This is a genomic window from Arthrobacter sp. MYb224 (assembly GCF_002975455.1).
GTDB lineage: Bacteria > Actinomycetota > Actinomycetes > Actinomycetales > Micrococcaceae > Glutamicibacter.
The window spans coordinates 429,871-448,124 of record NZ_PCPU01000001.1; the positions used below are offsets into that span (position 1 = coordinate 429,871).

The window sequence follows — 18,254 nt, forward strand, 5'->3', positions numbered from 1 at the left end:
CTTCTCCTTTGGTCCTGCCCCGGGAGCGGCCCCGGGGCTTCAGTCCATGCTGAGCCCAGGCCGATTAGATCCGGTACTCCTCGGCTCATTCTGTGGATAACTTGGATCGGGCCTAGCCCGAAAGGCTCCGAATAGCACCATCACCAAAATCACCGCCCCGGGAAAGATCCAACCCGACCAGCCCAGGATTGAGGCCTTGGTCGAATCAAGCATTGACCCCATAACCATGAACAGCGATACCAAACCCACGCTGGCGTTGAAGACGCCATGAGCAAATGCGGCAGGCCAGACGGAGCCACTGAATGTGCGCAGCCACGCAAAAACTGCCCCCACAAAGATGCACATTCCGCACATCGCGGCAAGGCCCCACGCGCCCTTGGCGAACGGATAGTTGTATCCCAATAGGATCAATGGAGCATGCCAGAGACCCCAAATAACACCTGAAATCAAGATTGCGGGCAGCTGCCCCAGTGGTTGAAGCTTTGGCCATAGCCACCCGCGCCAACCGATCTCTTCGCCCAGGGCAGGAATGAGGTTCATTAGTCCGGCAACGAGGATGATTCCTGCCTGGCCAAGCAAATATTTGCCGGGCCCGTCGGTCCCCGCCACGAAGTTCAAGACCATAAACTGGTTCAAGTCTCCGGGGAAGACCCCCAGCCATGTGCCAATGATTGGCGCCTGAATTATTAGGACGATCGGCAATAGGTAGGCAAGCAGCACTGCGAGCAGAAATCGCGTGGGCTTACCAAGCGGAAGCAGCCCGGATTCCTGCAAAAACTGTTTTCCGCGACGTTGAAGCAAGCTCATGCACAGGGCAGCGATAGTGGGCGTCAGCATCATACCCATGGCAATCCACATGAACTGCGGATGGTGAAGGCCCGCGCCTTGCCACAATGGCAAAGCTACGAGCCACGCGAGCCCAAAACTTATGGCCGTATAACAGGCGATACTTTTCAGTCCGCCAATTCTCCATCGCTGCATACAAAGATCCCCTACTCAACAGCTAACAAAGCGCTCCTCCTACAACACTAGCGCCTCCGGTTAGAGATCTTGCTTGTCAATGGGCTAAACTAATTTTCGGTTACGCCTCCGTAGCTCAGCTGGATAGAGCAAGAGCCTTCTAATCTCTAGGTCGCCGGTTCGAATCCGGCCGGGGGTACCAAATTAAACCGCCGCTCACTTGGTAATACAAATGAGCGGCGGTTTTTCTTTTTGAAACGAGAAAGAGACCTTAGCGGGTTTTGACCATAGTTTTTGTTTTGAGCCCCCACCCCATGGCCCCTCTTCGGATTTGCGTATCACCAAAAGAAGTATTCCTCGAGCAAGGGTTCAAGCCTGCAACAGCCCGCCAGGTTCGCGATCTCTTCATGACGCCTCTGAGCTATTGCGTTTGCCCGCCGGGATTGCATTCCTGCTCGTGGATCGCCACTAGCAATCCCACAGCAATTTGATTCGAAAACTCCTCGCTTCACCCCTGGCCCCACGCCGCATCGCTTGCGTGGTGCCTTCGCGGCACTTCGCCAATCGCCTTATTGTCGATAGAAATCCTCATGCTCAGCGGCCTAGAAAGAACCCCGGCTAGCGGAACGCCCAGCCGAAAAGTAACCGATACTTAGAGTTTCATAGGAGCCCCCTAAAAGTGCGCTAGCAGTACTCGGGATCGCATAGATTTTAGTTTCAACTTTTTTGAAACTGGGATAAACTCAAGGTGCTGTACAAATCAGGAGGAACCGGTAAATGGCGCTCATCGCCCCCGCTCGAGCAAAGCCGATATTCGGCGAACGCTTAAGCGTTAACCTGATCTTTTTGATTGCTGGTTTATCCTTCGCCTCCTGGGCGGGCCGACTTTCGATCTTCGCCATGATCTTTGATTTTTCTGGCTCTCGGCTCGGGGCTTTCCTCTTTTGCATGACCGCTGGAACTCTGACCGGCATCACGTTTGCGCCGGCGCTGAGCCGAAGAGTCTCGGCCAAGAACTTGCTACTGGTGTTGCCGATAATTCTTGCCCTAATACTTGTCGGGCTAGGACTGTCCGTGTCGATACTGCACAGCGAGGCCTTAGCCTTCGTCGTGCTTTTCACCAATGGGCTGGTTTTTGGCTCCCTTGACATCACGATGAATGTCAATGGGGCCAAGGTCGAACGAAAACTTGGCAAGAGCATCATGCCTTCGCTGCACGGCTACTTCAGCCTCGGCTCATTGCTTGGTGCAGGAATCGCGACGGCCACCCTCAGCTTGGGCATCACCACCGCGTGGCACTTTATTTTGGTCGCCGTGATGATTATTTCCTTGGCACTCATAGCACAGACTGGATTCAGGGATTGGAACTACAACTATTCCCGTCCGCGAGACAAGTCCCAGCTGCAGACGTCCGGAGCGCGCTCCCACCGGGGCTTGCTGCTCTTGCTCGGGCTAATGGTTGCTGGCTTGAGCTTCGCCGAAGGGGCAGCCAATGACTGGCTGGCGGTGGCCTCGGTTGACGGCCATGGTTTGGACCACCCAAGCGGGGCCTTGATGTTCACCCTGTTCGCCGGAGCCATGACGATAGGCAGGTTTGCCGGTGGGCCGATCGTGGACCGCATTGGCACCAAGTGCTCGCTGATGATCATGGGAATGATCGGCCTCATTGGGATCGTGCTATTTATCCTGGGCGAAGATACGGCAACCCTAGGAGCGGGCGCCGTGCTCTGGGGTCTTGGAAGCGCCCTTGGCTTCCCTGTTGGCATGTCGATCGCTGCCTCACGTAGCGATCACCTCGGCCCAAGAGCAGTGAGCGTGATCAGCGCCTTCGGTTATGGCGCGATGCTCAGCGGACCTCCGGTTATCGGTTTCGTTGCAGATGCCACTGGCTTGCCGCAGGCGCTATGGATCATTGCGGGTATTCTGGTGATTTCGCTGCTCATCACACCTCGCGCAGCGCAATCTGGCAACGCGGTTGAAGTCAACCACTAGACCGGCAGGATCGCCCGCTCTTTGATATTTCGCATCACGATCGTGCTATTTAGCTTTTCCACTCCAGGCAGTTCGACTAGCACGTCATCGTATAGGTGCTGATAGTGCGTCAGGTCTTTGGCGTACACGCGAAGCAGGAAATCCGGTTCGCCAAACAGGCGCTGCGCCTCGACGATGAGTTCATCCTTTTCTACAGCCGCCTCAAAGGCCTTGAGCTGGGTGCGATCTTTCAGCGTCACGAACACCAACGCCTCGAAGGCCAGCCCTACGCGCTCAGGGGCGACAACGGCTTGATATCCGGCGATCACCCCCGTGCGTTCGAGTTCTCGAATGCGGCGGTGGCATGGCGCAACCGACAGTCCCACCTTGTTCGCCAAGGCGGTTGCACTCATCCGGCCGTCCAATTGCAGCTCGGCGATAATCGCACGATCCAATTTATCCATAGCACCAGCATACTACGCAATATTTTTGCGCCAATTCCACAATGATCGTAAAAATCGTGCTTATGTTTCCCAGTTTCAAGCAAAATCGGCAAACACTTTTTGATGAATATTTCCTACGCTTGCACTAGTACTGCTGGAACCACGAGGAGACACCTTGGATATCGCTCAACTAACCGGATTCCTCCTTGTCTCCATAACGCTCGCCTGCACTCCGGGTGCCGATTGGGCGTATATCATTTCTTCGGCCATTGGGCCCAAGGGATATTGCGCAGCAGTTTGGGGGCTACTCACCGGATATCTGTTTCATACCGCGCTACTGGTCTGCGGCGTAGCGGCACTTGTGGCCAGCTCGCCGCAACTCTTGCTATGGCTCACCATGGCCGGTTCCCTTTACCTTTTATGGCTTGGCGTCGTCACCCTCGCGAGCTGGAGGTCGGCGAAATTTTATGGCACCTCATCGCCTGCATCTTCCGAGTCCATGACTCCGGTGAATTCTTCAAGCGATCCCGCGGAGCTTCCCTTCGCGGCTACCGCCGTGCTTACCAAAACCCGTCCGCTGCTGAAACCTGGCGGCCCATGGCGCGGCGCGTTTTTCAAGGGCCTTCTCACCAGCGGCACCAACCCGAAGGCTTTGCTACTTTACCTTGCGCTCATTCCCCAATTCATTGACCGCTCTGCCACCTGGCCGCTATCGCTGCAGACCGGAGCGCTTGGACTCACGCACTTCGCCGTGTCAGTCCCTGTGTATTTCTCGATTGCCTTCGCCTCGCGTCTTTTATTACGCTCACGTCCACTAGCCGCACGCATAGTGACCGCATCTTCAGGAATCATCATGATCGGACTCTCACTAGTTCTTATCTACGAACAGTTCCTCGGCTTCTAAATATTTCTTGAACACCGATCAAGACAATTGAACAGTGATCAAGTATGCTCTTTTCTCAGTGGTTGAATCGGCCACGAAGAACGCAGCCCTACCGCCAACTAGCCACTGGTGTTTTACTGGGCGAACAAGTACGTCGCGATGGAGCATTGTGGAACTACCAGAGATCCAACTTGAGCAGGTCACCGTCAGCTTCGAGGACCGCACCGTCCTAGCTGATATCAATCTGACGCTCAACGAACGTCGCATCGGAATCATCGGCGCCAACGGCGCAGGGAAAAGCACCCTGTCGCGATTGCTCAATGCTCTCGTTGTTCCCACCTATGGCACGGTGCGCGTAGGCGAAATGAATACCTCCAAGCATGCAAAACAGATACGCCGCGATGTAGGTTTCGTCTTCCAAAACCCGGCAAACCAAATCATCATGCCGCTGGTGGCCGATGACATTGCGTTCGGCCTGAAGAACCTAGGGCTGTCAAAGGCCGACCGCAAGGTCCGGGTCGAGCAAACGCTAGACGAGTTGAACATCAAGCATCTGGCGGACCGGGAAAGCCATACCCTTTCAGGGGGCGAGCAGCAGATGGTCGCGCTGGCCGCCGTCATCGCAATGCAGCCACGCACGATCGTCTTCGACGAGCCAACGACCATGCTCGATCTGCGCAACCGGCTACGCTTCCAACGCGAAATTGCGCAGCTTCCACAGCGCGCGATCGTGATCACACACGATCTGGAACTGCTAGAAGATTTCGATCGCGTTCTGGTCGTCACCGACGGAACCATTGCATTTGACGGCCTTCCAGCGGACGCCATCGCTCACTACCGGCAGTGGAGCCACGTATGATCGCGGCACACAATACCTCCTACCTGGCAAAGCTTCCTGCCGGACTAAAGTTTGGCGCGCTCTTGGCTATCAGCATCGGGTTGTACCTGATCCCAAGTTGGCAAGCGCTTGTCGTGCTGCTCATTGGCAGCCTCCTGCTGCTGTTCAGCGCGCGAGTGAAATTTCAGCAATTGCGCACCGCCTTGATCACCTTGTTGCTGATCCTCAGCTTTGTCTTTATTTCGCTGGGCATGCAGACCAACTGGGAAAACGCTTGGGTGTCCGTGCTTCGATTACTCACCATGTGCATGTTCGCCTACGCCGTCAGCCTGACCACAACCTTCGACGCCATGCTGGAACTCTTTCAGCAGGTGGCCTCTCCCCTGCGTTATGTGGGCGCTAACCCGGCCCAAATTTCCTTGGGGCTATCTCTAGCCATTCGCTTCATTCCAGAGCTCAAGCGAGTTTATCTAGAAGTACGCGAGGCACAGCATGCGCGCGGGCTGGCCAACAATCCTTTGGCTGTGGCGGTCCCGCTGGTGATTCGCTCACTGCGAATTGCCGACGACACTGCCGAAGCACTGGAAGCTCGTGGGTACGACTCTGCCGACAAACTCAAATAACCTCGCCATCAGCTCTCGCAGCATCATTCGTTAGGACCCAACTATGGCAACTGCCACTTCTTCGCAAACCCGAAATACCGTCTACGTAGCTATTTTTGCTGCGATGATCGCCGCCATGGGACTTGTTCCCCCAATCGTGATTGGCATCGTTCCGGTGCCCATCACCTTGCAGACCTTAGGCGTCATGCTGGCAGGCGCGCTGCTGGGCCCCATCAGAGGCATGCTCTCCAGCCTGGTTGTGGTTGTCCTTGCCCTGGCAGGATTACCGCTCCTAGCAGGCGGCCGCGGCGGACTCGCGGTCCTACTCGGCCCAACCGGCGGCTACCTGCTCGGCTGGATCTTTGGCTCCTTGGTCATTGGCGTATTGTTCAAGTACTGGGTGCTTCGCCAGAAAAGCCAGGGCACACGCATCGTGACCGGACTGCTTTCCATACTGTTGGGTGGAATAGGCATCATCTACCTCTTCGGAATTCCCTGGACTTCCGTGGTGACCGGCCTTGACCTTGGCACCTCTGCGCTCGGTTCCCTGGCGTTCATCCCCGGGGATCTGATCAAGGCAGTGGTCGCCACGCTCGTGGCCGTCACCGTTCACCGCAGCTACCGGGGACTCATGCGCTAGATCCATGAATCTCGCCAGCCAGCTGCAGCATCACGCGCTCACTCGTCCAGATCACCCGGCGGTAATCAGCATTTCCCAGGTAATCGATTACGCAACCCTGTACGCCTCGAGCCACGATTTGGCTCAGGCATTGCAGCGGGATCCACGCATTGGCCGTCGCGTAGGACTCTACTGCTCGGATCCGGTCGCATTGGCCATAGGATTCCATGCCTGCGTGCTCGCCGGGGTGAGCGCCATGATTCTCGATCCGACCTGGCCTGCCGAAAAGCTGAAGACCACGCTCACGCAATTCGGGTCTCCGAAGGTCCTAACGGATCAGCCCGGTGAAGCGTCGGTGACAGAGCTTGGCCACACGGCTCTAGGCGTGCGCACGGTATCGGATCCCAGCCATGCGCTTGCGGACCTGGCCACACAGGCCGGCTCCGACTCCGAGCTTTTGCTCATCTTCACATCCGGATCCACCGGCAGCCCGAAGGCAGTTGTTCGCACCCGCCATTCATGGGAGCAGTCCATCAGCCGGTGCGCGGGGATTCTCGGGGCCAGCGAAGATTCCACAACGCTTGTTCCCGGTCCGCTCGCTCATGGCCTCGGCCTATATGCGCTGGTTGAATCGGTCGCGCTCGGCGGCACCCTAGTGGCACCGGGACGTTGGCAGGCCGGGCACGTTCGGCGACTATTGCAGTCAACCAGCTGTAACCGACTGGTTGCAGTTCCTTCGCTCGTGCGGTTGCTGCTCCAGCAGATTCCACTCCAGCGGCTCTCCGGGCTGCGTCACGTGGTCACCGGCGGCGAAGCCCTGAGCCTGGATCTGGCCCAGCAGATCCTACAGCTCTCGAAAGACGTAAATTGCATCGAATACTTCGGCAGCAGCGAGCACAGCCTGATTGCCTACCGCCAGCGCAGCCTTGAAGAAGTCGAGGAGAGCCCTTTCATGGGGACGCTCTTCGACGGAGTCCGGGCACATTTGCATGCACAGAATGGCACCGACGGGACAGGTCGGCTCATGATTCGAAGTGCCTTCAACGCCATCGGTTATGACCCGCAGGGCTCGGGCCAGCTAGAACGCTGCGAGGAAGCGACCGGAATCGGAGATATTGCCCGCTTGCTACCCGGTCAACGTATTCAAATCCTTGGCCGCGGCGGCGAGATGATGAACATCAATGGAAACAACGTCTATCCTGCGGAGATCACCAGAGCGCTCGAAGCGGCAGGCTTGAGGCAGTCGCTCGTTCTGGCGCACCGCCTGGCCCACGGCAAGACGGTGCTGACCGCCTATGTGCAACTTGCTCTTCACCAGCCACTGCCCGATCCATCTTCGGTCTCGCAGGCACTCCGCGAGATTCTGCCCGTTTATAAAATTCCCCACGACGTAGTGTTTTTGCCTTCTTGGCCACTGACCGCCAGCGGCAAATGCGATATTCAAACTCTTCCAGCACCAACAACATCCGGACTGAGAAAGCTGCGCTTGCGATGAATGAAGCCTTGATCATAGCCGCCAGGCGCACGCCAGTGGTGCGCTCAAATAAGGAATTCGCTCGTCTCGGAGCCGACCAACTACTGGGCAAGGTCTTTGACGCCTTGTTGGAGGACACTGGAATCTCCCCTGCAGACGTGGACCACGTCTTCGCGGGAAACGCGGCAGGACCCGGCGGAAACATTGCGCGCGTCGCAACGCAGGTTTCTCGGCTGCCTGACTCCGTGCCGGCGACTACCCTCGATGCCCAATGCGCGAGCGCGTTGGAGGCAATCGCAGCGGCAGCCAGAATGGTGCGCTGCGGCGAGGCACGGGCCGTGATCGCTGGTGGTGTCGAATCGGTATCCACCGCACCTTGGCGAATGGAGAAAAATGGGGATCCCGCTTCTCCGCCACGGATCTATTCGCGCGCCCGTTTTACCCCGCACCCGCAAGTCGACCCGGAAATGGGTGTGGCCGCGGAGAACATTGCCGCACAGTTCCAGATCTCCCGCACCGCCCAGGACGAGTTTGCCCTACGCAGTCACCAACGCGCGGTGCAAGCGCAGCAAGCCGGACGCTTCAACCAGGAAATCGTGCCGATTGGCACTCCTTCGGGAGTGGTCCAGTCCGATACCTGCCCACGCGAGGGATTGTCGGCCAAGAAACTAGCCTCCTTGCGTCCCGCGTTCGTTCCCGGCGGTACCGTCACGGCAGGCAATTCATGCCCTATAAATGATGGGGCCGCAGCGGTGTTGGTTGTCGATGCAGAGCATTATGCACGACTTGACGCACGGTTTGCCCTGAGATATCTAGGAACCGGCACCGGGGCCTGCGACCCACAAATCCTTGGCATGGCAGCGGTGCCCGCGTATCAAAAGCTTGCGCAGCTGCTCGGCGTCGACCGGCTAGGCAAGGCGGAACTCATCGAGTTCAATGAGGCGTTCGCCGTCCAGGCCTTGGCTTGCCTTGCAGAGCTAGGAATTGGCGCCTCAACGGTTAACCGTGATGGCGGCGCGCTTGCCTTGGGACACCCCTACGGTGCCAGCGGGGCTTTGTTGGCTACCCGGCTCTTTTGGCAGGCACGGGCCACCGCACGCGGCGATGAACTCTGTCTGGCCCTCATGGCCGCCGCCGGTGGCACCGGTACGGCGGTGGCTTTTGAATCGGTGTACACACAGCCCGACTAAAACCATCGGGCCAGGGACGGGGCTACAACCAGCGCAGATTCAACAAGCGGATTAAGAAAAGGCACCTTTCGAATCTTGAAAGATTCGAAAGGTGCCTTTTGGCTCTACAACTTAGATGTTGAACCCAAGGGCTCGCATCTGGTCGCGACCATCGTCGGTAATGCGTTCCGGACCCCAAGGCGGCATCCAGACCCAATTCAAACGATGCTCGTCGACAACGCTTTCCATCGCTTGGGCGACCTGCTCCTCGATAATATCGGTGAGCGGGCAAGCCGCGGTGGTCAGGGTCATGTCGAGAATAAGTGCGCCGTCTTCCGCGTACTTCAGACCGTAAAGCAGGCCCAAGTCGACGATATTAACACCGAGTTCCGGGTCAATGACGTCTTTGAGCGCCTCCTCTACGTCTTCCAACGGAGTCGTAGCGGCTCCCGTGCTCTGTTCGGTTGATTCACTCATGGAATTTACCTTACTAGGCCTTGACGTTGAGGAAGCGGTCGTAGCCTTCGTCTTCCAAACGATCTGCAAGTTCCGGGCCACCCTGCTCAGCGATGCGACCGTCAACAAACACGTGCACGTGGTCTGGCTTGATGTAGCGCAGGATGCGAGTGTAGTGGGTGATCAGCAAGGTGCCCATCTGGTTATCATCCTGAGCGCGGTTGACGCCCTCGGACACGGTCTTCAACGCGTCAACGTCGAGGCCCGAGTCGGTCTCGTCCAAGATGGCGAACTTAGGCTTGAACAGTTCCATCTGCAGGATTTCGACGCGCTTCTTCTCGCCGCCGGAGAAGCCTTCGTTGACGTTACGGCCAGCGAAGTCCGCATCGATCTTCAGCTTCGCCATGGCTTCCTTGACGTCCTTGGTCCAGGTACGCAGCTTCGGAGCTTCGCCGTCGATTGCGGTCTTGGCGGTACGCAAGAAGTTGGTCATGGTCACGCCGGGGACCTCGACTGGGTACTGCATGGCCAGGAACAGGCCGGCCTTGGCGCGTTCGTCAACGCTCATCTCCAGCACGTCGACGCCATCAAGGGTAATCGAACCCGAGGTGACCTTGTAACGTGGGTGGCCGGCGATGGTCGAGGCCAAGGTGGACTTGCCCGAGCCGTTGGGGCCCATGATTGCGTGGGTTTCGTTGGTGTTGATGGTCAGCGAAACACCCTTGAGAATTTCCTTCTCACCCTGCTCGGTGTCGATCGAGACGTGCAGGTCTTTGATTTCCAGAGTAGACATACGTCGTTCCGTTTCTATATCTAAAAGGCTGGTAGAACCGGCACTACCTAGAGGGTAGTGGTTGCCAATTCTTCTTCGATGGTGTCGGTCAGGCGCTCCTGGAGCTGCTCATCACCGATCTGCTGGACGATTTCGTTCAGGAAGCCACGAACCACCAAGCGGCGTGCGGTCTTCTCATCGATACCGCGAGCCATCAGGTAGAACAGGTGCTCGTCGTCGAAGCGTCCGGTGGTGGAAGCGTGTCCGGCACCGTCGATCAGGCCGGTCTCGATTTCCAGGTTAGGCACCGAGTCGGCACGGGTGCCGTCGGTGAGCACCAGGTTGCGGTTCGCCTCGTAGGAATCGGTTCCCACGGCAGCCTTCCGGATCAGCACGTCGCCAACCCAGACGGTGTGCGCGTTCTTACCCTGCAAGGCACCCTTGTACAGCACGTTCGACTTGCAGTTCGGTACCGCGTGGTCGACGAACAGGCGGTGCTCCAGGTGCTGACCGGCGTCGGCGAAGTACAGGCCGTAGAGCTCGATCTCGGCGTGCTCTCCGGCAAAACGAGCCGAAGGGTTCACGCGCACCAGGTCGCCACCGAAGGTGACCACGATGTGCTTGAAGGTTGCGTCCTTGGCCACCGAGGCCTGCTGCGAGGAAGCGTGGATTGCATCCGATTCCCAAGCCTGCAGCGAGACAACGCGCAGACGAGCGCCCTGGCGAACATCGAATTCGATGTTCTGCGCCAGCACTGCCGAGCCTACGTGGTCGATAACGACCATGGCTTCGGAGTTCTCCTCTGCCACGATGATCAGGTGCTGAGCCGCTGGATCCAGCGACTCACCGGTGATGCGCAGGACGCTCTTCACATCTTCGGCGTTAGCCGGGATGGTGAGCACCTGTGCGCCGTTGGAGTACTTCCAGCTGTTGGCCGACACGCGGTCATCAGGGGTGAAGGCGTTGCCGCGGATCGCGTCGTCTGCCGCGACGGTGCGCAGCGAGACGTTGTCGGAACCGGTCAGTTCAACCTTCGGTGCCTTGCCGGTCAGTTCAGCGGTGTGCAGGCCACCGATGCGCTTGAGCGGGGTGAAGCGCCAGTCTTCTTCGCGTCCGGTCAACTTGGGGAAATCTTCGACGTTGAAGCTGGTCAAACGACCGGCACGTGAAGAATCCGTCACACCTTCGCCGCCGCCGTGGCTGTGGCTCTTGGCCGAGTCGCCGGCAAGTGGGGAGGTGGCGCTGTCGTTCAATGGCGAAAGGTTTTCGCCCTCTTCTGTGAAGCCCGGGATGGAGGGGGCGCCAATGCGCGCCTTCTCATCGGGAATCTGAGTAGTGGTCTCGGACATTCTTAGCCGACCGATCCTTCCATCTGGAGTTCAATAAGGCGGTTCAGTTCCAGCGCGTATTCCATTGGAAGTTCACGGGCGATTGGCTCAACGAAGCCACGCACGATCATCGCCATTGCTTCGTCCTCGGCCAGGCCGCGGGACTGCAGGTAGAACAGCTGTTCTTCGGAAACACGGGAAACCGTTGCCTCGTGGCCCATGGTCACGTCATCCTCGCGGACGTCGATGTATGGGTAGGTGTCCGAACGCGAAATCTGGTCAACCAGCAGCGCGTCACACACGACCGAGTTCTTGGTGCCCTTGGCACCCTCGCGAACCTGGACCAGACCGCGGTAAGCGGAGCGGCCACCGTTACGGGCCACCGACTTGGCGACAATGGTGCTGGATGTGTTCGGAGCGATGTGAACCATCTTCGAACCGGTGTCCTGGTGCTGGCCTTCGCCGGCGAAGGCGATGGACAGGGTCTCGCCCTTGGCGTGCTCGCCGACCAGGTAGACGGCCGGGTACTTCATGGTGACCTTGGAGCCGATGTTGCCATCGACCCACTCCATGGTGGCGCCCTCTTCGCAGACGGCACGCTTGGTCACCAGGTTGTACACGTTGTTCGACCAGTTCTGGATCGTCGTGTAGCGGACGCGGGCGCCCTTCTTCACGATGATTTCCACGACGGCCGAGTGCAGCGAGTCCGACTGGTAGATCGGGGCGGTGCAGCCCTCGATGTAGTGGACGTAGGAGTCCTCGTCGGCGATGATCAAGGTGCGCTCGAACTGACCCATGTTTTCCGTGTTGATACGGAAGTAGGCCTGCAGCGGGATCTCCACGTGTACGCCCTTGGGGACGTAGACGAAGGAGCCACCGGACCAGGTCGCGGTGTTCAACGAAGCGAACTTGTTATCGCCTGCTGGGATGACCGAGCCGAAGTATTCCTTGAAGATGTCTTCGTGTTCCTTCAACGCGGTATCCGTGTCGAGGAAGATGACGCCCTGGGCTTCGAGGTCTTCACGCAGCTGGTGGTAAACAACCTCGGACTCGTACTGAGCAGCTACGCCGGAAACCAGACGCTGCTTTTCAGCCTCTGGAATGCCTAGCTTGTCGTAGGTGTTCTTGATGTCTTCGGGCAGGTCTTCCCACGTGGTGGCCTGCTTTTCGGTCGAGCGAACGAAGTACTTGATGTTGTCGAAGTCGATGCCCGAGAGGTCTGGACCCCAGGTAGGCATCGGCTTGCGGTCGAAGTACTTCAAGCCTTTCTGGCGCAGCTCCAACATCCACTCAGGTTCTGACTTGAGGTTGGAAATGTTAGCTACAACATCGGCATCAACGCCGCGACGTGCATTCGCACCCGCGTCGTTCTTGTCTGACCAGCCGTATTCGTAATTACCGATTCCGTGGAGTTCGGGGTTCTTCTCCAGAATATCGGAAATTACACCTGGGTCGGCAGACTCCTGTGCAATCTGATCCGTCATCGCGGCCTCTCCTGCTTCGTGAACTTGATTCGAGTTCTCTTCTCAGCGCGTATTGGCGCCTTTCCGCGACCCACAGGGATGTGGGTCGTGCACACATGTCCGCCGCCGGCTAGCGTCGACAGCCTTCTCACGTCGACACCGACCAGCCGGGCAAACATTTCAGTTTCCATGTCGCAAAACACCGGAAACTCGCGTGCCAAATCTTGTATGGGGCAATGCCCCTGGCACAGCTGAACGCTGCGCATTAGTGCTGTTGAAACCTTCGCTTCAACCTTGCGGGTGTAGCCAACGAAACCATCGGAGCTAAGTAATTCGCTTAGCTTCGCTGCTCGCTCCTCCAACCCTTCAACACCGTCTAACGCTTTCGCATAGCGGCTTTCCATCGTCGCGAAACGGTCCTGGGCGAATTTGCGAATCGCATCTTCTCCCGCCGCATCCCCCAACACCTTAAGTGCCTGGGTGGCGATATCCAGGTAGTCATTGCCCAGTTTTGTCTGTCCCCGGTGCGAAAGTACGTACCGACGGGACGGACGGCCTGCGCCCGACTTCTGGTTGGCTACCAGCTTCACCTCTACCAGTCCGGATTTGGACAAGGCATCGAGGTGACGCCGAACCGCCGCGGGCGTGAACCCGAGCTTGGTGCCAAGCTCGGCTGCACTGACCGGTCCATCTTCAAGGACTGCGTTCAGAACTCGGTCTCGCGTGCGCTCCTCAGTATCCCCAACCGCGTCAACCGTAGTGCCAGTTGTGGTACTAGCTGTGTCTGAATTAGATGAATACACAACACAAGCATGCCTATATTTTTAGCCTACGTCTAGTAAGGAAGGACTTACTAAGGTAGAGCTTGTCACCTTGGAAATCTCGCGGATTTTCTCTTCCGCTACAACCATCATCCTCCGCACGCAAAACGAACTCGAGCCTTCGTGACAAAGGACTCAGAGCCCTTGACTTCGACATGACGTAGAATGCTGTGGTGTCTTCAGTTACTCCCAGCCTCATCATCAATGAGCTGAGCAAGGATCTGGGACCGGTTCCTGCGCTGAATAATCGCATGCTCAGGGTCCTGGATTCCGTCTCCCTCAAAGCTTTCCCCGGGCAGGTCACCACGCTTCTCGGCTCCAATGGCGCCGGCAAGTCAACGACCCTCGCCTGCGCCCAGGGGCTTATGCGCCCTGTAGGCGGAACGGTGCAATTGCTCGGCCAAGATCCCTACGGGGACAATCCGGCCCTCCGCTCGCGTGTCGGCGTAATGCTGCAGGACGGCGGGCTGCCTCCCTCGATGCGCCCGGTTCCGTTGCTGCGCCATGTCGCGGCCATGTACAAGAACCCAATAGATATCGATGCGCTGATAGTGCGTTTAGATCTCGAATCCTTTGGCAGCCGCACCATCCGCAGGCTTTCAGGCGGCCAAAAGCAACGCGTCGCTTTGGCCCTGGCGCTGGCCGGGGACCCCGAAGTCTTGTTCTTGGACGAGCCAAGCGCGGGTCTGGACCCACAGTCGCGTCAAGTAGTTTTCGATCTGATCAGCGAACAGCGCGACGCCGGCAAGGCGATCGTGCTCACCACCCATCTGATGGATGACGCGCAACGCCTGAGTGATTACGTGTACATCATCGACAAGGGCCGCACCGTTGCGCAGGGCACCGTCGCAGAATTGACGACGCTGGCCGCCGCCGAGCATGAGACCCGCCCCGTGGGTTTTGGCGCGGCACCTGGCCTCACGCTCCCGCAACCCCCCGCAGGCCTGCACTTGAGCGAAACCACTCCCGGCGAGTACCACTTGACCGGGGTGAGCACCGCGGAGCATCTGCACTGGCTCACCAGCTGGTGGGCACGCGAGGGAATCCTGCCTAAGCATATGAATCTGCAGGCACGTAGCCTCGAAGATGTTTTTCTGGAATTCGCGCAAAAGGAGGAGTCGGCATGAGCCAGACTGTTGCCAAATCCAACGCGGTTTCCACCCCCAAGCGCATCGCGCTCCAGGGCAAATACGAAACGATCATGATGCTCAGCAATGGCGAGCAACTAGTGCTCGCGGTGGTGCTGCCTATCATCGCCTTGTTCGGGCTGACCTTTACCGACTTGCTCGAAGGCGTTGCCCCGCGCAGCATTGATGCCGCCGTCCCGGGCGTGTTGGCCTTGTGCGTGATCTCTACAGCCTTCACGGGCCAGGGCATTGGAACGGGCTTCGACCGCCGCTATGGCGTACTGCGGATGTTCTCCACGACTCCCCTGGGAAAGACCGGCCTGATTTTCGGAAAGGTCATCGCGGTGCTCACCGTGCTGGCCATCCAGGTAGTCCTCATCACCCTTGTGGCCTTGCTGCTCGGATGGGAGCCAAACCTGTTTGGAATCCTTCCGGCAATTTTATTCTTGCTTCTCGGAGCAGCTGCCTTCACCGCCCTGGGGCTGTTGATTGCGGGCACCGTTCGCCCCGAAGCCACCTTGGCAATCACGAATTTGGCGTGGATCCTGCTCGCCGGCGTGGGCGGGGTGCTCTTCCCGCTGAGCATGGCGCCGCATTGGATCCAGCCGACCCTGGACGCCTTGCCCTCTGCCGCACTCGGCGACGCCATGCGCTCGGCGCTCATTGAAGGCCGGTTCAGCATCGCAAGCGTAATCTTCTTGGTGCTTTGGGCCGCCGCTGGTTCATTTGCCGCCATCAAACTATTCAAGTGGAACTAACCAGAACACCATGAAGGGGAGATTTCCATGTCTTCAGACCTAGCTAAACGAAGCTGGGCTTCCAAGTTGCGCGCCAAGATCGGTGACCTCTTCGGAATCATTGTCGCTGCCGCCGTCGCATGGCTAGGCACTATGCCGCCGAAGGTCACCCGCATCGTCCACGGCCTTGCTATCGCCTCCTTGGTTTCGCAGATTGGGATCATCGTCACCGGTGGTGCGGTGCGGTTGACCAAGTCCGGCCTCGGCTGCTCGCACTGGCCCAATTGCGTCCCGGGGTCGATGACCCCGGTTCCAGAAATGGGCTACCACGGGCTGATCGAGTTCGGGAACCGCCTGCTGACCTTCGTCCTGCTTGCAATTGCCGTGGCTTTCTTAATTTCAATCTGGAATATGCGCAAGAGCCACCCTTCGATCTTCAAGCTCGCAGTGGTGCTGCTGGCGGGCATTCCGGCTCAAGGCGTGATCGGCGGCATTACCGTCTGGACGGATCTGAACCCCTGGGTTGTTTCCCTGCACTTCATACTTTCGGGCACGCTGGTTTGCCTGGCGACGATCTTGGTCAACCGAACCCGCCGCGAGCTGAAGCATGACATCACCCCGCCAACGACGAAGACCATCGGGCAATTCGCGACGGCCGCTTGGGTCCTGTCGATGCTTGCCGTCATCATGGGAACGATCGTGACCGGAACCGGCCCGCACGCCGGCGACGCCACCGCTCCCCGGCACCTCTTCGATCCCCTGCTGGTCACGCGCATGCACACGGCCCCGGTGTACTTGCTCGTCCTTGCCACGGTGATCGTCCTGGTGCTCGCCTACCGCACCGGAGGCAACGCCAAGCTCCGTGCGGCCAGCTGGTGGTTGGTCCTCGTCATTGCACTGCAGGCGGCCCTCGGTTACATCCAGCATTTCACCGGGCTCCCCATCGGCTTGGTCCTTCTGCATATGCTCGGTGCGAGCCTGCTGATGGTCGCCTCCACGAACCTCTGGGATCGTGCGGCCAGGCTGCCGAAGAGCGAGCGCGTCGAGCAGCACTAACTTCGCAGGCAGTATGGCAAAAGGCTGGAAACCACCTGGTTTCCAGCCTTTTCTCTATCCGCATGGGCTAGCGCCTGCTCTGCGAAGCAAACTTTCCAACAGACCCTAACGCAGCAGCCCGTAGCATCCGAAGGCAAGAAGCAGTCCCCCGTCGAATCCCGCGACCAATAGTGGGTCACTGCGTAAATGAGCACGATGGCCTCCGCCACGGCCAAGTGGCGGGATGCTAGAGCGATAGCAGGGGCACGAGCGGTGGGATACCTCCGTCGAAGCTCCACCGCTGCCAAGCATTTCCGGAAGCAGCATCGACGACATGCGGATCCGGTCCGCAGAGACAAAAATCCCCGCCTCCAACTCAATGGAAGCGGGGATTTCAGGGTAATTGCTTAGCCAAACAGCGGGCTGCCGACGAACGGGTCAATAGCCAGCGCCAGGAACACGATCGATAGGTAAGTGATCGAAATATGGAAGACCTTCATGGCCTTGCGATTCATCTCGGCAGGGCTGTGATCGCGCTGAGCTTCGCGGTAGAGCACATGTGACTCGTAGACGAACCATACGCCTGCCCCGCCGGCAATCGCGGTGTAGACAATGCCCGCATATCCCATAGGCAGCAGCAGCAGGGAGCAGACCACCGTGGCCCAGGCATAGAGAACTACCTGCACCGAAACACGGCGGGCGTTGGCTATTGCCCCTAGCATCGGCACCGAGGCGGCGTTGTAATCATCTGCATACTTCATGGACAGTGGCCAGTAGTGCGGCGGGGTCCAAAGGAAAATCACCAGGAATAGGATGATCGCCGGCCATTCCACGGTCTCGGTGACCGCCGCCCAGGCGATAAGGACCGGCATGCAACCGGCAATGCCGCCCCAGACGATGTTCTGCGAGGTGCGGCGCTTGAGGATCATCGTGTAGAGAACTACGTAGAGAAGGATCGCGGCAAGTCCCAGGGCCGTGGCCAGCGGATTGGTGCCGAACCAGAAGACTACGAGCGATGCGATCGCCAAGACCCAAGAGAAGATCAGGGCCTCGCGCGGGGTGACGTCACCGGTAACCAAAGGCCGCCCCTTGGTGCGCTTCATCAACTTATCCATGTCGCGATCGAGGTAGCAGTTGAATGCGCTTGCCGCGCCGGCGGCCATGGCACCGCCAAGAATGGTAGCAACCATCAACCAGACGGCAGGGAAACCGCGCTCTGCGAAGATCATTGTCGGCAAGGTGCTCACCAGGAGCAGCTCTACGACGCGAGGCTTGGTGAGCGCCAGATAGGCACGGGCCTTGCGCTTGGCAAAATCCCCAGCATTTTCGTCAGGTTGGCGCGATGAGCGCGGTACTAACGATCCGGCGACGCTAAGAGTCTTCAATTAAACGCACTCAGTTCTACACGGGTACAAGACAGACACCACTTATTCTACGACGAATAGAACTCAGACGGTAGTTGCTTGATGTAAGTATTCAAGGCCAACTCCGTGATTCCGGTCATCTTTACCCCCTCCGACATCATCCGGGAGCAGCCTCACACGCTTCGCAATGCT

The 18,254-nt window shown here is 58.4% G+C and carries 19 protein-coding genes and 1 tRNA gene; 11 read left to right on the forward strand and 9 right to left on the reverse strand.

The window, feature by feature from the left end:
* Positions 1 to 39 precede the first annotated feature (39 nt).
* Positions 40 to 807 carry a CPBP family intramembrane glutamic endopeptidase gene (locus CQ017_RS02090; RefSeq protein WP_219843895.1) on the reverse strand — a complete coding sequence of 256 codons (768 nt, stop codon included), beginning with the start codon at positions 805 to 807 and terminating at the stop codon, positions 40 to 42.
* A gap of 278 nt (positions 808 to 1,085) precedes the next feature.
* Here CQ017_RS02090 and CQ017_RS02095 point away from each other — a divergent pair.
* Positions 1,086 to 1,162 (forward strand) — tRNA-Arg (locus tag CQ017_RS02095).
* Between the two features lie 541 nt (positions 1,163 to 1,703).
* On the opposite strand, the gene CQ017_RS18020 is transcribed toward CQ017_RS02095, so the two are convergent.
* Entirely contained in the window at positions 1,704 to 1,862 is a 159-nt protein-coding gene (locus CQ017_RS18020; RefSeq protein WP_181148238.1) for a hypothetical protein, read from the reverse strand.
* Between the two features lie 46 nt (positions 1,863 to 1,908).
* On the opposite strand from CQ017_RS18020, the gene CQ017_RS02100 reads away from it, so the two are divergent.
* Positions 1,909 to 2,952: an MFS transporter gene (locus CQ017_RS02100; RefSeq protein ID WP_181148237.1), complete on the forward strand. Its 1,044-nt coding sequence runs from the start codon at positions 1,909 to 1,911 to the stop codon at positions 2,950 to 2,952.
* Here CQ017_RS02100 and CQ017_RS02105 read toward each other — a convergent pair.
* Positions 2,949 to 3,395 (reverse strand): Lrp/AsnC family transcriptional regulator, encoded by a 447-nt coding sequence (locus CQ017_RS02105; protein ID WP_105552288.1) that lies wholly within the window; start codon positions 3,393 to 3,395, stop codon positions 2,949 to 2,951. The two genes, CQ017_RS02100 and CQ017_RS02105, sit on opposite strands and share 4 nt — an antisense overlap.
* A 154-nt stretch (positions 3,396 to 3,549) precedes the next feature.
* Between CQ017_RS02105 and CQ017_RS02110 the strand changes: the two genes are divergently transcribed.
* The 6 genes from CQ017_RS02110 (at position 3,550) to CQ017_RS02135 (ending at position 8,980) form a co-directional block, all read left to right on the forward strand.
* Positions 3,550 to 4,278, forward strand: a complete 729-nt coding sequence (locus tag CQ017_RS02110; protein WP_105552289.1) for a LysE family translocator — start codon at positions 3,550 to 3,552, stop codon at positions 4,276 to 4,278.
* Between the two features lie 148 nt (positions 4,279 to 4,426).
* On the forward strand, positions 4,427 to 5,116 hold the full coding sequence (locus CQ017_RS02115; protein WP_105552290.1) for an energy-coupling factor ABC transporter ATP-binding protein: 690 nt from the start codon (positions 4,427 to 4,429) through the stop codon (positions 5,114 to 5,116).
* Positions 5,113 to 5,718: an energy-coupling factor transporter transmembrane protein EcfT gene (locus CQ017_RS02120; protein ID WP_096285104.1), complete on the forward strand. Its 606-nt coding sequence runs from the start codon at positions 5,113 to 5,115 to the stop codon at positions 5,716 to 5,718. Before CQ017_RS02115 ends, CQ017_RS02120 begins: the two co-directional genes overlap by 4 nt.
* A 43-nt stretch (positions 5,719 to 5,761) precedes the next feature.
* Positions 5,762 to 6,337, forward strand: a complete 576-nt coding sequence (locus tag CQ017_RS02125; protein ID WP_096285106.1) for a biotin transporter BioY — start codon at positions 5,762 to 5,764, stop codon at positions 6,335 to 6,337.
* A 4-nt stretch (positions 6,338 to 6,341) separates the two neighbouring features.
* A complete protein-coding gene (locus tag CQ017_RS02130) occupies positions 6,342 to 7,811 on the forward strand; it encodes a class I adenylate-forming enzyme family protein (protein ID WP_105552291.1) in 1,470 nt (489 codons plus the stop codon).
* Complete coding sequence (locus CQ017_RS02135; RefSeq protein ID WP_219843896.1) at positions 7,808 to 8,980, forward strand: thiolase family protein; 1,173 nt, start codon at positions 7,808 to 7,810, stop codon at positions 8,978 to 8,980. Before CQ017_RS02130 ends, CQ017_RS02135 begins: the two co-directional genes overlap by 4 nt.
* A 111-nt stretch (positions 8,981 to 9,091) precedes the next feature.
* Here the strand turns inward: CQ017_RS02135 and CQ017_RS02140 are convergent, their stop codons facing one another.
* The 5 genes from CQ017_RS02140 to CQ017_RS02160 are packed head-to-tail and all read right to left on the reverse strand — an operon-like array spanning position 9,092 to position 13,781.
* A complete protein-coding gene (locus tag CQ017_RS02140) occupies positions 9,092 to 9,436 on the reverse strand; it encodes a metal-sulfur cluster assembly factor (RefSeq protein WP_096285112.1) in 345 nt (114 codons plus the stop codon).
* 13 nt (positions 9,437 to 9,449) lie between these two features.
* Positions 9,450 to 10,208, reverse strand: coding sequence for a Fe-S cluster assembly ATPase SufC (gene sufC, locus CQ017_RS02145; protein ID WP_096285114.1), 759 nt, complete (start codon positions 10,206 to 10,208; stop codon positions 9,450 to 9,452).
* Between the two features lie 47 nt (positions 10,209 to 10,255).
* Positions 10,256 to 11,536, reverse strand: coding sequence for a Fe-S cluster assembly protein SufD (gene sufD / locus CQ017_RS02150; RefSeq protein WP_105552293.1), 1,281 nt, complete (start codon positions 11,534 to 11,536; stop codon positions 10,256 to 10,258).
* Positions 11,537 to 11,538: 2 nt separating this feature from the next.
* Positions 11,539 to 12,999: a Fe-S cluster assembly protein SufB gene (sufB, locus tag CQ017_RS02155; RefSeq protein WP_105552294.1), complete on the reverse strand. Its 1,461-nt coding sequence runs from the start codon at positions 12,997 to 12,999 to the stop codon at positions 11,539 to 11,541.
* Positions 12,996 to 13,781, reverse strand: coding sequence for a metalloregulator ArsR/SmtB family transcription factor (locus tag CQ017_RS02160; RefSeq protein ID WP_105552295.1), 786 nt, complete (start codon positions 13,779 to 13,781; stop codon positions 12,996 to 12,998). The genes sufB and CQ017_RS02160 overlap by 4 nt, the downstream gene beginning before the upstream one ends.
* A 191-nt stretch (positions 13,782 to 13,972) precedes the next feature.
* On the opposite strand from CQ017_RS02160, the gene CQ017_RS02165 reads away from it, so the two are divergent.
* Genes CQ017_RS02165 through CQ017_RS02175 form a run of 3 tightly spaced genes read left to right on the forward strand, consistent with a single transcriptional unit; the run spans position 13,973 to position 16,719 of the window.
* Entirely contained in the window at positions 13,973 to 14,926 is a 954-nt protein-coding gene (locus CQ017_RS02165) for an ABC transporter ATP-binding protein (RefSeq protein ID WP_374954983.1), read from the forward strand.
* Positions 14,923 to 15,684: an ABC transporter permease gene (locus CQ017_RS02170; protein ID WP_105552297.1), complete on the forward strand. Its 762-nt coding sequence runs from the start codon at positions 14,923 to 14,925 to the stop codon at positions 15,682 to 15,684. The genes CQ017_RS02165 and CQ017_RS02170 overlap by 4 nt, the downstream gene beginning before the upstream one ends.
* A 27-nt stretch (positions 15,685 to 15,711) precedes the next feature.
* Positions 15,712 to 16,719, forward strand: a complete 1,008-nt coding sequence (locus tag CQ017_RS02175; RefSeq protein WP_105552298.1) for a heme A synthase — start codon at positions 15,712 to 15,714, stop codon at positions 16,717 to 16,719.
* A 386-nt stretch (positions 16,720 to 17,105) separates the two neighbouring features.
* Here CQ017_RS02175 and CQ017_RS02180 read toward each other — a convergent pair whose 3' ends face one another.
* A complete protein-coding gene (locus tag CQ017_RS02180; protein WP_096285128.1) occupies positions 17,106 to 18,083 on the reverse strand; it encodes a heme o synthase in 978 nt (325 codons plus the stop codon).
* Positions 18,084 to 18,254: the final 171 nt, after the last annotated feature.

Coding starts and splice junctions, on each gene's coding strand:
- CQ017_RS02090 (WP_219843895.1), bottom strand. CDS start 807: ATGAGCTTGCTTCAACGTCGCGGAAAACAGTTTTTGCAGGAATCCGGG.
- CQ017_RS18020 (WP_181148238.1), bottom strand. CDS start 1,862: ATGGCGAAGATCGAAAGTCGGCCCGCCCAGGAGGCGAAGGATAAACCA.
- CQ017_RS02100 (WP_181148237.1), top strand. CDS start 1,909: ATGACCGCTGGAACTCTGACCGGCATCACGTTTGCGCCGGCGCTGAGC.
- CQ017_RS02105 (WP_105552288.1), bottom strand. CDS start 3,395: ATGGATAAATTGGATCGTGCGATTATCGCCGAGCTGCAATTGGACGGC.
- CQ017_RS02120 (WP_096285104.1), top strand. CDS start 5,113: ATGATCGCGGCACACAATACCTCCTACCTGGCAAAGCTTCCTGCCGGA.
- CQ017_RS02125 (WP_096285106.1), top strand. CDS start 5,762: ATGGCAACTGCCACTTCTTCGCAAACCCGAAATACCGTCTACGTAGCT.
- CQ017_RS02130 (WP_105552291.1), top strand. CDS start 6,342: ATGAATCTCGCCAGCCAGCTGCAGCATCACGCGCTCACTCGTCCAGAT.
- CQ017_RS02135 (WP_219843896.1), top strand. CDS start 7,808: ATGAATGAAGCCTTGATCATAGCCGCCAGGCGCACGCCAGTGGTGCGC.
- CQ017_RS02140 (WP_096285112.1), bottom strand. CDS start 9,436: ATGAGTGAATCAACCGAACAGAGCACGGGAGCCGCTACGACTCCGTTG.
- sufC (WP_096285114.1), bottom strand. CDS start 10,208: ATGTCTACTCTGGAAATCAAAGACCTGCACGTCTCGATCGACACCGAG.
- sufD (WP_105552293.1), bottom strand. CDS start 11,536: ATGTCCGAGACCACTACTCAGATTCCCGATGAGAAGGCGCGCATTGGC.
- sufB (WP_105552294.1), bottom strand. CDS start 12,999: ATGACGGATCAGATTGCACAGGAGTCTGCCGACCCAGGTGTAATTTCC.
- CQ017_RS02170 (WP_105552297.1), top strand. CDS start 14,923: ATGAGCCAGACTGTTGCCAAATCCAACGCGGTTTCCACCCCCAAGCGC.
- CQ017_RS02175 (WP_105552298.1), top strand. CDS start 15,712: ATGTCTTCAGACCTAGCTAAACGAAGCTGGGCTTCCAAGTTGCGCGCC.